This is a genomic window from Streptomyces sp. NPDC006197 (assembly GCF_040613865.1).
Taxonomy (GTDB): Bacteria; Actinomycetota; Actinomycetes; order Streptomycetales; family Streptomycetaceae; genus Streptomyces.
In genome coordinates, this window is sequence record NZ_JBEXSZ010000067.1 from 30054 (window position 1) to 42788 (window position 12735).

Here is a 12735-nt window from a genome sequence, read left to right on the forward strand (position 1 = left end):
GGACCGGTGGGGCGAATCCGAGGAGGCAACAGCACGATCCCGATCAGGCCGCGGACCTGCGACGCGAACGGCGTCGACCTGTCCAGCCCGGGCCTTCGCCGTCGTGCGGGTCCGTCAGGGCACGCCCGGGAGCCCGCCGCGCTCACGGCCTCCCGCCGACCCCCCGTCCCAGCGCCCGGAAGGCGTCCACGAAGGCGCGGACCCGGGCGCACTCCCCGGTCGTCGGCCAGACGAAGCCGTACTCGATGGGCGGTGCGTCGTCGAAGGGGACCCAGACCACGTCGGGACGGGCGTGGTAGCGCTCGGCGTCCACGCAGGCCGGTGAGACGCCCCGGCCGAGACCGACGAGGTTCAGGACCTCCGTCCAGTACGTGGGGGCCGGGCCGTGCGCGACGGCCGCGCCGCTCGGCGTCCGCCGCGGGTAGTGGTGGTCGAGCCAGTACCGCGGTACGGCCTCCCCTGCCACGGCGATGAGCGTCGCCTCCGCCAGGTCCTCGAGCGACACGGACGCGCGGCGGGCGAAGGGGTGCCCGGCCGGGACCATCAGGGCCCGGGGCGAGGACAGGACGAGGGGGCCGACGGTGAGATCGGGTTCGTCCACCGGGAACTCGGTGACCTGGACGTCGAGCTGACCGGACCTGATCGGCCCGAAGGGGTCGTAGAGCTGCACCTCCCGGATCTCGACCTCGCAGTCCGGGTGGCGCCGGCGGAACACGTCGGTGACCTCCAGCAGTGCCTCGGCGATCATCGAGCCCGAATAGCCGACGCGGAGCAGACCCGTCATGCCCCGGCCCATCGCCATCGCGCGGTCGACGGCGCGCAGCAGCTGCTCCTGGGCCGGGAGCAGGTCGTCGCGCAGCTGCTGCCCCACCGGGGTCAGGGCGACGTGCCGGCTGGTGCGCTCGAACAGCGGCACCCCGAAGCGGCGTTCGAGCTTCTTGACGGTCTGGCTGACCCTTCCCTGGGCCAGGCCGAGTCGCTCCGAGGTGCGCCTGAAGTGCAACTCCTCGGCCAGCGCCAGGAAGACCTCGATCTCGTGTCGCTCCACCGCGGCGATCCCCCATGCCTTCGTCGGTGCGTCCGGTTCACCGACACCGGTGAGTCCCGCTCACCGATCGTAGACGAGATCGATCTTGTTCGGCCGGAGCGTCCGTCCGAGAGTGGTGACACCCCCCGAGCCCCAACCATCCGACCTGTATGGGACGTTCACCATGACCACCGTCTTCGACCCCGTCCGTCTCGGCGACCTCCAGCTGCCCAACCGTCTGGTGATGGCGCCGATGACCCGCAACCGCGCCAACGCGGACGGCGTTCCGACCCCGCTCATGGCCGCGTACTACGCGCAGCGCGCCTCCGCCGGCCTGATCGTCGCCGAGGCCTCGACGCCGAACGCGGTCGGGCAGACGTACCCGAACATCACCGCCATCCACACCGACGCGCACGTCGACGGCTGGCGGCGCGTCACCGACGCCGTGCGCGCCGCGGGCGGCCGGATGTTCCTCCAGCTCCAGCACGGCGGGCGGATCGGGCACCCCGACAACAGCGGCGGTCTCCACCCCCTCGCACCCTCGCCGGTACCCCTCCCGGACACGATCTTCACGCCGCGCGGGCACCAGCCCGCCGTCGTGCCCGTCGAGATGAGCCACGACGACATCCGCACCACCGTCGCCGACTTCGCCGCCGCCGCGCGCCGGGCCGTCGACGCCGGATTCGCCGGGGTGGAGGTGCACGGCGGGAACGGCTACCTCCTCCACCAGTTCCTGGCCTCCGGCACCAACCACCGCACCGACGCCTACGGCGGCTCGGCGGACCACCGCATCCGGTTCGTGGTGGAGGTCGTGCGGGCCGTCGCGGAGGCCGTCGGACCCGAGCGGGTCGGCCTGCGGATCGCGCCCGGCGTCACCGCCAACGGCATGCACGAGGACGACGTCGAGAGCGTCTACCCGGCACTCGTCGACGCCCTCTCCGACACCGGCCTCGCCTATCTGCACGTCGTCTTCGCCGACCCGGACCAGCCCCTCTTCCAGCACATCCGCAAGCACTGGACGGGCACCCTGATCGCCAACCCCATGCTGCCCTGGCCCGGCCCCCTCCCCGCCGACGGCGGCCGGCAGGAGGGCGAGCGGCTCCTCGCGGCGGGGGCGGACCTCGTCTCCCTCGGCCGCGCCTTCCTCGCCAACCCCGACCTGGTCGAACGGCTCCGGCGCGGCGCACCGCTCAACCCGCTGCGGGACAAGGGCCTGATGTACGTGGGCGGGGCGGAGGGGTACACCGACTACCCCGCGCTCGCCGACGCCGGCGAGTAGAACCGGCCCCGGCGGACAGGACGGCCTCGGCGGACAGGGCGGCACCGGCGGACAGGGCGCGCCCCGTCAGCCCGCCGCCTGCGCGAGGAGCGCCGCGACGCGCTTCTCCGTGGCCGGGGTCATGGCCGTGAGGGCGTACGCGGTGGGCCACAGGGTGTCCTCGTCGAGGGCGGCCTGGTCGCTGAAACCGAGCGTGGCGTAACGGGACTTGAACTTCTGGGCGCTCTGGAAGAAGCAGACGACCTTGCCGTCCCGGGCGTACGCGGGCATCCCGTACCAGAGCTTCGCGGTGAGCCCCGGGGCGTTCTCCTTGACGAGGGCGTGCACGCGCTCGGCGAGGACGCGGTCCGCCTCCTCCATCTCGGCGATCTTCGCGAGCACCTCGGGCTCGGTGTCCGCCTTCGCACCGCGCGAGCCGCGGCGGGTGGACGCCTTCAGCTCCTTGGCGCGCTCCTTCATGGCGTCCCGCTCGTCCTCGGTGAAGCCGTCGTAGGACTTGTCGTTCGCGGTCATGGCGATGTGTTCCTCTCTGGGGTGGTCGGACGGGGCGGGCGGACGGGCACGGTCATGCCGACCGTTCTTCCGTCCGTACGCCGTACAGCCGCAGGGTCCGGGCGCGCTCCGCCCGGCGTTCGAGCAGGTAGCCGTACGGCGAGGCCCCGTACGCGGTCCGGAACCGGCGGCTCAGCAGGCCGGCCGCCATGTCCGCGCCACGGGCCAGCTCCAGGACGTCCAGGGGGCGCGCGTACTCGCGGTCGATCCGGTCACGGACGCGCCGCAGACGGGCGAAGTCGTCCAGGCGCTGCGCGGCGACACGCGCGCGTGCCCACGCGGGGTGGCACATGGGGAGCTCCTCTCGACCCGGCCGGCGCTAGCGGAGTTCCTGGATGCGGATCAGGTTGCCCGCGGGGTCGCGGAACGCGCAGTCGCGGATGCCGTACGGCTGCTCCGTCGGCTCCTGGACGACCTCGGCGTCGGCGGCCCGCACCTTCTCGAACACGGCGTCGAGGTCCCGGGCGGCCAGGAGGATCCAGCCGTACGTGCCCTTGGCCATCATCTCGGTGATGGTGCGGCGCTCGTCCTCGGTGATGCCGGGGTCGACGGCGGGCGGCGCCAGGAGGATGGACGTGTCCGGCTGCCCCGCGGGTCCGACCGTGATCCACCGCATCCTGCCCTGACCGACGTCGCTGCGGACCTCGAAGCCGAGGGCGTCCCGGTAGAACGCCAGGGAGGCGTCCGGGTCGTCGTGCGGAAGGGAGGTGGTGTGAATGCTGATGTCCATGCGCTCCACGCTAGTGGCGGCCCCCGGGACGGCGCTTCTCGAATCCTGATTCGTTCCCGGTCCGTCCCGGCCGGATCGTCTCAGTGGTGGAAGCCGGCGCGGTCGGCGTCCACCGGCACGCCCTTCGTCAGGCGCTCCAGCGAGCGGCGGACGTCCTGGGCCAGCAGGTCGACCTCGTCGCGGCCGATGCCGTGGCGGATCAGGACGCGCTGGACGACGGTCTCCTGCCGGTCGGCGGGCAGCGGGTAGGAGGGGACCTGCCAGCCGCGCATCCGGAGCTGGTCGGAGAGGTCGTACAGGCTGAAGCCCGCGCCCGCCGGGTCGGTGAGGGTGTACGAGACGGCGGGCAGCGCGCCCCGCCCGTCGTAGAGCAGGGTGAACGGGCCCATTCCCGCGACCTGTTCGGCGAGGTACCGGGCGGTCAGCGCGCAGGCCTCCTGGACGCGCCGGTAGCCGGCCCGCCCCAGGCGCAGGAAGTTGTAGTACTGGGCGACGATCTCGCCGCCGGGCCGGGAGAAGTTCAGGGCGAACGTCGGCATGTCGCCGCCCAGGTAGTTCACCCGGAAGACGAGGTCCTCCGGCAGGAGGTCGGCGGTGCGCCAGACCGCCCAGCCCACGCCGAGGGGCGCGAGGCCGAACTTGTGGCCGGAGGCGTTGATGGAGGAGACCCTCGGCAGCCGGAAGTCCCAGACGAGGTCCCGGTGGAGGAAGGGGGCGACGAAGCCGCCGCTCGCCGCGTCGACGTGGATCGGGACGTCGAGGCCCGTCTCCTGCTGGATCCGGTCGAGCTCGGCGGCGATCTCGGCGACCGGCTCGTAGTCGCAGGTGAAGGTGACGCCGAGGATCGCGACGACCCCGATGGTGTTCTCGTCGACGTACTCCCTCAGCTGGTGCGGACGCAGCCCCGTCGCGCCCGGCTCCAGCGGGACCTGGCGCAGCTCCACGTCGAAGTAGCGGGCGAACTTGTCCCAGCAGATCTGCACGGGCCCGGCGACGATGTTCGGCCGGTCGGCCGGCTTGCCCTCGGCCCGGCGCCGCTCCCGCCACCGCCACTTCAGGGCGAGGCCGCCGAGCATGGCGGCCTCGCTGGAGCCGGTGGTGGAGCAGCCGAGCGCCGTGCCCTCGCCGGTGGCGCTCCCCGGGGCGTTCCACAGATCGGCCAGGATGTTCACGCACCGCGACTCGATCTCGGCGGTCTGCGGGTACTCGTCCTTGTCGATCATGTTCTTGTCGAGGCACTCGTTCATCAGCCGGCGGACCTCGTCGTCCGTCCACGTCGTGCAGAACGTCGCCAGGTTCTGCGCCGCGTTGCCGTCGAGCAGCAGCTCGTCGTGGAGCATCGCGTAGACGACCGCGGGGAGCGACGGCTCCTCCGGCATCCGGTGCTTCGGCAGGACGCGCTCGCTGAGGGGGGAGGCGAACACGTCGGTCACCGCGTCGGCGCTCTTCGGGGCCTTCATCTCGTGGAGCGCCACAGTTTCCCCTTCGATCAGCGGACTCGTCGACAGTCCTCTCATCAACCCACGGGGCCGGGCGGGGCGCCCGGCAGCGGCCGGGACCGTTGACCCACCCGGGTGAGCGCGGTGCCCAGGCCCTGTCCCGCGGCTCCCCCGACCAGTACGTTCCGGACGAAGTGGATCATCATCGGAAGGCCCCACATGCCCCCTCGCACGACCTCGCACCCGATCAGCGCCACGAACCGGCTCGACGCCGGAGCCCTCGACTCCGCGGACCGGCTCGACGCCGGTGACCCGGACCGGCTCGACGCCGAAGCCTTCGACGCCTACGACGACCTTCCCGAGCGCCTCATCGGCTACCCGGCCGTCTTCCACGCCCTCGGCATCGGCTCCTGCGCCGTCCGCACGGTCCTGGACTACGGCTGCGGGCCCGGCAAGGTCGCCACCCGCGTCGTCGAGGCCTCCGACGCGCGCGTGGTGGCCGTCGACGTCTCGCCCCCCATGCTGGAGATCGCCCGCGAGCGGCGCCCGCACCCGCGGATCGACTACCGGCTCACCGACGACGGCGGGCTCGGCTTCCTCGCCGACGGCTCCGTCGACGCCGCCATGGCCTGCTTCGTCTTCGTCACCACCGGAGACATCGCCGACCTGCACGACATCGCCGCCGAGACGCACCGGGTGCTGCGCCCCGGCGGCCGGTTCGCCGTACTGGACGCCAACCCCCGCACCACGGGCATCCGGTTCTCCACCTTCCGCCGCGGCGAGCCCGGCCGCGTCTACACCAAGGGCGAGCGGCGCCGGTCGCGCCTGGAGCGCCCGGACGGCGGGGCCCCGCTGGAGCCGGTCGACCACCACTGGCCGTGCCAGACGTACCTCGACGTGCTCGGCAAGGCCGGGTTCACCGACCTGGACGTCCACGAGCCCGTCCTCACCCACCGGTCGGCGCTCCTCGGCCACGATCCGGCGGAGGCCGGGCACCCGCCGTTCCTCGTGGTGTCGGGGGTCAGGCAGTAGCCGGGGCCGTCAGGTGTCGGAGTAGCTGAAGTCCCCCACCGTCCAGGCGCTGACGTCCGCGATGGCGACGCGGTACATCCCACCGGTCTCGGGCATGCCCACGGTCCCCTGGAGGATGCGGGCGAGGTGGAAGTGGAGGTGGGTGGGGGGCTCCGCGTCCTTCGTCTCCTTCCCCTCGCCGGGGGCGAAGACGCCGGAGAACTCGGACAGCCGGGTCGAGTCCGTCAGGACCTCCGACACGCGCTGTCTCCACAGGGCCTCGGGCGCCAGCCGCCCGGTGATGACCACTCCTCCCGCGACCACGGTCAGGGACATCTGGTTGCTCCGCCCGGCTTCCACGGTGGCGGCGACGTCGACGAGCAGTTCGTCAGGGATCGACATGGAAGCCGATTCTAGAGGGGCGGGCCCGTGGGGCGGAGGCCCCCGGTGCGATGCGGTGCCTGTGTGGCGCGGAACCGCCCCGGCGCGGCGCCGGCGTGACGCGGTGTCGGTGCGGCTCGGGGTCAGTGCGGGGCGGTGTCGTCCGCGGGGAAGGCGGGGCCGTGGCCGGGGACGATGACGTCGGCGGCGGCCAGGACGCGGAGGCGCGAGGAGCGCAGCACCGCCTGGTCGGGGGAGACCGGGTCCTCGACGGGGCCGTTCGGCCGCCACCAGAGGTCGCCCACGAAGGCGACGACGCCCTCGCCGGTGCCCGCGAGGAGGGTGATGTCCTCGGGGCTGTGGCCGGGGGTGCGGATCAGCCTCAGCGACGGGGCGAGTTCATGGCCCTCGGCGTCGCGGTCGGTCCACTGGTCGGCCTCGTAGATCGCCTTGTGGTCGTGGACGCGGGCCCGGCCGAAGAGGCCGACGTTCATGGTGTTGTCGGGGTGGTGGTGGCTCAGCACGACGTCGGTGATGTCGTCGGGGCCGAGCCCCAGCGCGGCGAGCGGTCCCAGGATGCGGTCGCGGCTCGCCACCATCCCGGGGTCGACGATCACGTGCCGGTCGCCGTCGCGGACGTACGAGACGGTGGCGGCGACCCCGGGCCCGGTGGAGAGGGTGTAGCCGGTGGTCAGGATCGTGTAGGCGGCGGTGCGGGCGAGGAGGGCGTCGCCGGCGGTGTGCTTCGTCGTCGTCATGCCCCCAAGTCTTCTGCGGGGCGCGGACCTTCACGAGTGGCCGTGCTGCCACTGATCGCGGGAATCGTGCCACGCGTGCCACACTCCCTCCGTGCCGCCCTTCCCGACCGTCGCCGCCTACGCCCCGCACGGCGTCGGCATGCTCGGCGCCGGAATCGTCTCCGAGGTGTTCGACGCGCGCGGACAGGGCCTGCCCGCCTTCGACTTCGCGCTCTGCACCGACCGGCCCGGCCGGGTCCGCACCGACGTCGGACTGCCGCTGGTGGTCGACCACGGCCTGGACCGGCTGGCCGGCGCCGACCTGGTGATCACCCTGCCGTGGGCCGACTTCCGTACGCCTCCGGCGCCCGCCGTGCTCGACGCGCTGACCGCGGCGCACGCGCGCGGGGCGCTGGTCGCGGCCCACTGCGTCGGGGCCTTCGCGCTCGCCGCGGCCGGGCTGCTCGACGGGCGGCGGGCCACCACCCACTGGCGGTTCGCCGGGCTCCTGGCCGAACGGCACCCGGAGGTCACCGTCGAACCCGACGCCCTCTACGTCGACCAGGGCACGGTCGTCACCGGCGCGGGCGCCGCCGCCGGCTTCGACCTGTGCCTGCACCTGCTGCGGCGGGAGTACGGCGCGGCCACGGCCAACGCCATCGCCCGGGACCTGGTGCTGCCGTCCCACCGCGACGGCGGCCAGGCCCAGTACCTGGCGACGCCCGTGCCCGAGGACAGCCGGGACGAACGGCTCACCGACGTCCTCGCCTGGGCCCGGGAGAACCTCCACCGGCCGCTGCCCGTCGCCGAACTGGCCCGCCGGGCCCTGATGAGCCGCCGTTCCTTCGCCCGCCGGTTCGCCGCCTCGACCGGCACCACCCCGCACGCCTGGCTGCTCGGGCTGCGCCTCAGCCGCGCCGAGGAGCTCCTGGAGACGACGGAGCTCCCGGTCGAGGAGATCGCCCGCGCGGTCGGCTTCGGCAGCGCGGCGGTGCTCCGCGCCCAGTTCGTCCGCCGCCGGGGCGTGCCCCCGCGCGCGTACCGCCGCTCCTTCAGCCGCACGCCCTGAGGCCGTACGGCCTGGCCCCGGGCGTGGCGTTCGGGCCCGGCGCGCGGGTTCGATCCGCGATCATGCGGTCATGAAGCTGCGCTGCGCCGTACTCGACGACTACCAGGGCGTCGCCCTCTCCTCCGCCGACTGGAGTCCGCTCGCGGGCCGCGTGGACGTCCGCGTGCTGCGCGAGCACCTCACCGACCGGGACGCGCTCGTCGCCGCCGTCGAGGACTGCGAGATCCTCGTGGTCATGCGCGAGCGGACCCCGGTCGACGCCGGACTCCTCGCCCGCCTCCCCCGGCTGCGGCTCCTGATCACCTCCGGGATGCGCAACGCCTCGATCGACCTCGCGGCCTGCCGGGCGCGGGGCGTCACCGTCTGCGGCACCGCCAGCAGTTCCGAGCCGCCCACCGAACTGACCTGGGCCCTCCTCCTGGGCCTCGCCCGGCACGTGCCGGCGGAGGCACGGGCCCTGCGCGAGGGCGGGCCGTGGCAGTCGACCGTCGGCGCCGACCTCGCCGGCCGGACGCTCGGCCTCGTCGGCCTCGGCAAGATCGGCGCCCGGGTGGCCCGGATCGGTCTCGCCTTCGGCATGGACGTGACCGCCTGGAGCCCGAACCTGACGGAGGAGCGGGCCGCCGAGCACGGCGTGCGGCTCGCGAAGGACAAGCGGGACCTGTTCGCAGGCAGCGACTTCGTCTCGCTGCACATGGTGCTGTCCGACCGCACCCGGGGCATGGTCGGGGAGCCGGAGTTGCGGGCGATGCGCCCGTCCGCGTACCTCGTCAACACCTCCCGCGCGGGTCTCGTCGACGGCGGGGCGCTGCTGCGGGCGCTGCGCGGGGGGTGGATCGCGGGGGCGGGCCTCGATGTGTACGAGACGGAGCCGCTGCCCGCCGACGACCCGTTGCGGACGCTGCCGAACGTCCTGGCCCTCCCCCATCTGGGCTATGTGACGGAGGGGAACTACGGGCGCTACTTCGGCCAGGCGGTCGAGGACGTCGAGGCCTTCCTGGCGGGGGCCCCGGTCCGCGAGCTGTCCTAGCCGAGGCTGGCCCTCGCAAGGTCCACGAACTCCTCGTCCGTGAGGCCCAGTTCGCGGGCCTCGGCCGCCGCCTCGCGGAGCCGGGAAACGAGGCGGGCTCGGTCGGGGGCGGTGGCGCCGGGGACGATCAGGGCGCCCCGGCCCCGGCGGAGTTCGATCAGGCCCTCCTCGCGGAGCCGCTGGTAGCCGCGGAGGACGGTGTGGACGTTGACGCCGAGGGAGTCGGCGAGCTCCCGGGCGGCCGGGAGGCGCTCGCCGGGGGCCGCGGAGCCGTCGGCGAGGGCGCCCCGGACGCAGGCGGCGATCTGGTCGCCGAGGGGCACGGCGGAGGCCGGGTCGACACGGAAGAGCACGGTCAGACCTTCCCATGCCGCTCGGCGAGCGTGTTGAGAAGGGCGGCGGCGGTCCGCGCGTCGGGCACGGTGACGGCGAACTCGCGGCCGCCGGACCGCCGTACGACGAGGGCCTCGCCGCTCCGGACGATCACGCCCGTGCGGTGGGCCCGGACCCGGTAGCCCCAGCCGCCGAACTCGGCGAGGACGGCCGCCGTGTCGAGGTCCCGGACGCTCGCGCCCGCGACCTCGTCGAGCGGGATCCGGGCGCGGGGCCGGGAGGCCAGCGCGGAGCGCACGGTGACGCCGCGCCGGTCGACGGTGACCCTGACCCGGGCGAGGGCGAGCCCCGGGAGGCCGATGGCGGGGCCGAGGAGGCCGAGCAGGGCGGCCGGCCAGGGCGCGAGGAGCAGGACGGCCGGGGTGGCGGCGAGGGCGAGCGCCGCGAGGGCGGTGAGCGGCCGGGAGGCGGTGGCGCGGGTCCAGCCGGCGACCTCGCTCGCGCCGAGCGGGAGCCGGGGGGCGTCGGGCAGGCCGGGGGCCGCGGCCGGTCCGTCGCGTTCGTCACGGGGGACGAGCCGGGTCAGTCCCCACCCCGCGAGGGCGAGGAGGGCGGCGGTCGCCGCCGCGAGCAGGAGGTTGGTGAGGGGGGACTCGACCCGCGCCGGGTCGGTGGCGTCCAGGTTGTCCCGTACGAGGAGGACGAGCAGGGCGCCGGTGAAGCCGGCGGTCGCCCAGGCGCCCCAGAGGGAGCCGCGGCGGACCAGGGCGGTCCAGCCGGCGCCGAGCGCGAGGAGCAGGCCGGTGCTGACGGCGGTGAAGGCGGTGCGGCCGGTGAAGCCGTCGGCGTGGCCGCCGTCGGGGCCGAAGTGGGTGGCGAGGGTGTCGGGCAGCCGGTCGTACCGGAGGGCGAGGAGCACCAGGTGGACGGCGAGGGCGAGGGCGAAGGGGAGCGCGGCGAGGGCGCGGAGACGGGGTGCGGCGCGGTTCATGGGACCTCCTTGTTCGCATCACCATAGAACAACTTGTTCGCACTTCGCTAGAACAATGCGATCGATACGCCGTTGACCCGCAGCTTTTACCGCCCGCCCCGCGGCGACGACGATCCGGGTCGGCGCGGTGCGCAGGGCGGCGAAGTCGGGGTGGACGGACACCGAAGGGCCCCCGCTCGACCTCCGCCCGATCTCCTCTCCATCGATACGAGACGTATCGTCTTGTCAAACCTTCCGACGTGCCGTACCGTCACCCAGACGAGACGCCGCGTCTCGCTCCCGTGTTCCCGACGACAGGAGATCGCCCTTGTTCCGTGCCCAATTCATCGACGTCACCCGCCGGTACGACGACCGGCACGTCCACCGCCGGACCGTCCTCGACCGCGTCTCGTTCACCGTCCGTCCCGGCGAACGCCTCGGCGTCGTCGGCGACAACGGCTCGGGGAAGTCCACCCTCCTCCGGCTCCTCGCCGGCCTGGAGCCCCCGGACAACGGCACGGTGACCGTCGAAGCCCCCGGCGGACTCGGCCACCTCGCCCAGACCCTCGACCTCCCCGCGGACGCGACCGTCGGCGACGCCGTCGACCACGCGCTCGCGGAGGTACGGGAGCTGGAGCGAGCGATCCGTACGACGGAGGCGGAACTGTCCGCCACGGACACCGGCACCGGTCCGGACGCCGTTCTCGCCGCGTACGCGGAACTGCTCGCCGCCTACGAGGCGCGGGGCGGCGCCGGGGCCGACCGGCGCGTCGAGACCGTCCTGCGGCGGCTCGGCGAGCCCGGCCCGCTCGACCGCGACCGGCCGCTCGGAACGCTCTCCGGCGGGCAGCGGTCCCGGCTCGCCCTCGCCGGCGTCCTCGCCGCCGACCCCGAACTGCTGCTGCTCGACGAGCCGACGAACGACCTCGACGACGAGGCCGTGTCCTGGCTGGAGGAGCGGCTGCGCACCCACCGGGGCACGATCGTCGCCGTCTCGCACGACCGCGCCTTCCTCGACCGCGTCACCACCGCCGTCCTGGAGGTCGACGAGGACCGCCACACCGTGCGGCGGTACGGCGACGGCTACCGCGGCTTCCTCGCCGGGCGCGCCGCCGAACGGGCCCGCCGGCAGCGGGAGTACGAGGAGTGGAAGGAGGAGCTCGCCCGGTACCGGGCCCTGGCCGACACGCACATCGACCGGTTCTCGGCGATCCCCCGCAAGGCCCCGGCGGCGTTCAGCGGGGCGGGCGCCTTCCGGGCCCGGTCACGGGCGCACGGCGCGATGAGCAGGATCCGGGCCGCCCGCGAGCGGCTCGCCCGGCTCACCGAGCACCCCGTGCCGCCGCCGCCCGAGCCGCTCCGCTTCCGCGCGGACCTGGCGGGCGAGGGCGCGGCGGTCGACCTGACCGGCGTACGGGTCGACGGACGGCTCCGCCTGGACGCCCTGCACCTGGAGCCGGGCGAACGGCTCCTCGTGACCGGCCCCAACGGCGCCGGGAAGTCCACCCTCCTGAAGGTGCTCGCGGGCGAACTCGCCCCCGACGCCGGCACGGTGAAGGCGCCCGCCCGGGTGGGCCTGCTCCGGCAGGACACGGCCCCGCCCACCGACCCCCGTACGGTGAGCGAGGCCTTCGGCGAGGAGCGCGCGGAGGAACTGCTCTCCCTCGGGCTCTTCGCCGCCCGGGACCTGACGGTCCCGGTGTGCCGCCTGTCGGCCGGCCAGCGCCGCAGGCTCGAACTGGCGCGGCTCGTGACCGCGCCGGCCGACCTGCTGCTCCTGGACGAGCCGACCAACCACCTGGCGCCGGGGCTGGTGGAGGAACTGGAGGCGGCGTTGGCTTCGTACCGGGGCACGCTGGTGATCGTCAGCCACGACCGCCGCCTGCGCTCCGGCTTCCGGGGCCACCACCTCGAACTGCCGCCGCCCGTTGTGCGCACCCGTCCCACCGGGACGGTGCCCACCCGCCCCCGTTGTGGGCAATCGTTCCGCAGGGCGGAACGGGTGGGCACAACGGAACGGCGCCCCTTGCCGGCGCCAGAGGCTTCCGCGCCCTGACCCGCACCGGGTTGCGCGCCGCCGCTGCATGCTCCTGCTGCTCGTCCGTGACGACCTCGGCATCGGCGGAGTGGGCCGCGAGGTGGGCCTCTACCAGTACTGGTACGGGCAGTTCGCCGCC

13 protein-coding genes and 1 pseudogene are annotated in these 12735 nt (G+C 74.2%); 5 read left to right on the forward strand and 9 right to left on the reverse strand.

Annotated elements, in window-relative coordinates:
• Nucleotides 1–142: 142 nt before the first annotated feature.
• Nucleotides 143–1048, reverse strand: coding sequence for a LysR family transcriptional regulator (locus ABZ318_RS21510; RefSeq protein WP_356904089.1), 906 nt, complete (start codon nucleotides 1046–1048; stop codon nucleotides 143–145).
• 163 nt (nucleotides 1049–1211) lie between these two features.
• On the opposite strand from ABZ318_RS21510, the gene ABZ318_RS21515 reads away from it, so the two are divergent.
• Nucleotides 1212–2306, forward strand: coding sequence for an alkene reductase (locus ABZ318_RS21515; RefSeq protein ID WP_356904090.1), 1095 nt, complete (start codon nucleotides 1212–1214; stop codon nucleotides 2304–2306).
• 66 nt (nucleotides 2307–2372) lie between these two features.
• Here the strand turns inward: ABZ318_RS21515 and ABZ318_RS21520 are convergent, their stop codons facing one another.
• The 4 genes and pseudogenes from ABZ318_RS21520 to ABZ318_RS21535 form a co-directional block, all read right to left on the reverse strand.
• Nucleotides 2373–2819, reverse strand: a complete 447-nt coding sequence (locus ABZ318_RS21520) for a DUF1801 domain-containing protein (protein WP_356904091.1) — start codon at nucleotides 2817–2819, stop codon at nucleotides 2373–2375.
• Nucleotides 2820–2919: 100 nt separating this feature from the next.
• A pseudogene (locus ABZ318_RS21525) lies at nucleotides 2920–3150 on the reverse strand (AraC family transcriptional regulator); the annotation flags it as partial.
• A 27-nt stretch (nucleotides 3151–3177) separates the two neighbouring features.
• Nucleotides 3178–3588, reverse strand: a complete 411-nt coding sequence (locus ABZ318_RS21530) for a VOC family protein (protein WP_356904092.1) — start codon at nucleotides 3586–3588, stop codon at nucleotides 3178–3180.
• An 80-nt stretch (nucleotides 3589–3668) separates the two neighbouring features.
• Nucleotides 3669–5063 (reverse strand): glutamate decarboxylase, encoded by a 1395-nt coding sequence (locus tag ABZ318_RS21535; RefSeq protein ID WP_356904093.1) that lies wholly within the window; start codon nucleotides 5061–5063, stop codon nucleotides 3669–3671.
• A gap of 183 nt (nucleotides 5064–5246) precedes the next feature.
• Between ABZ318_RS21535 and ABZ318_RS21540 the strand changes: the two genes are divergently transcribed.
• Nucleotides 5247–6059, forward strand: coding sequence for a class I SAM-dependent methyltransferase (locus ABZ318_RS21540; RefSeq protein WP_356904094.1), 813 nt, complete (start codon nucleotides 5247–5249; stop codon nucleotides 6057–6059).
• A 9-nt stretch (nucleotides 6060–6068) separates the two neighbouring features.
• On the opposite strand, the gene ABZ318_RS21545 is transcribed toward ABZ318_RS21540, so the two are convergent.
• Both ABZ318_RS21545 and ABZ318_RS21550 read right to left on the reverse strand, forming a co-directional pair.
• On the reverse strand, nucleotides 6069–6440 hold the full coding sequence (locus tag ABZ318_RS21545; protein ID WP_356904095.1) for a hypothetical protein: 372 nt from the start codon (nucleotides 6438–6440) through the stop codon (nucleotides 6069–6071).
• A 122-nt stretch (nucleotides 6441–6562) separates the two neighbouring features.
• A complete protein-coding gene (locus ABZ318_RS21550) occupies nucleotides 6563–7177 on the reverse strand; it encodes an MBL fold metallo-hydrolase (protein WP_356904096.1) in 615 nt (204 codons plus the stop codon).
• Between the two features lie 139 nt (nucleotides 7178–7316).
• On the opposite strand from ABZ318_RS21550, the gene ABZ318_RS21555 reads away from it, so the two are divergent.
• On the forward strand, nucleotides 7317–8225 hold the full coding sequence (locus ABZ318_RS21555; protein ID WP_356904102.1) for a helix-turn-helix domain-containing protein: 909 nt from the start codon (nucleotides 7317–7319) through the stop codon (nucleotides 8223–8225).
• A 70-nt stretch (nucleotides 8226–8295) separates the two neighbouring features.
• Nucleotides 8296–9255: a D-2-hydroxyacid dehydrogenase family protein gene (locus ABZ318_RS21560; RefSeq protein ID WP_356904097.1), complete on the forward strand. Its 960-nt coding sequence runs from the start codon at nucleotides 8296–8298 to the stop codon at nucleotides 9253–9255.
• On the opposite strand, the gene ABZ318_RS21565 is transcribed toward ABZ318_RS21560, so the two are convergent.
• Nucleotides 9252–9608 (reverse strand): GntR family transcriptional regulator, encoded by a 357-nt coding sequence (locus tag ABZ318_RS21565; RefSeq protein WP_356904098.1) that lies wholly within the window; start codon nucleotides 9606–9608, stop codon nucleotides 9252–9254. The genes ABZ318_RS21560 and ABZ318_RS21565 overlap by 4 nt on opposite strands.
• A 2-nt stretch (nucleotides 9609–9610) precedes the next feature.
• Nucleotides 9611–10579, reverse strand: coding sequence for a DUF1648 domain-containing protein (locus ABZ318_RS21570; RefSeq protein WP_356904099.1), 969 nt, complete (start codon nucleotides 10577–10579; stop codon nucleotides 9611–9613).
• A 307-nt stretch (nucleotides 10580–10886) separates the two neighbouring features.
• Between ABZ318_RS21570 and abc-f the strand changes: the two genes are divergently transcribed.
• Nucleotides 10887–12614, forward strand: coding sequence for a ribosomal protection-like ABC-F family protein (gene abc-f, locus ABZ318_RS21575; RefSeq protein ID WP_356904100.1), 1728 nt, complete (start codon nucleotides 10887–10889; stop codon nucleotides 12612–12614).
• Nucleotides 12615–12735: the final 121 nt, after the last annotated feature.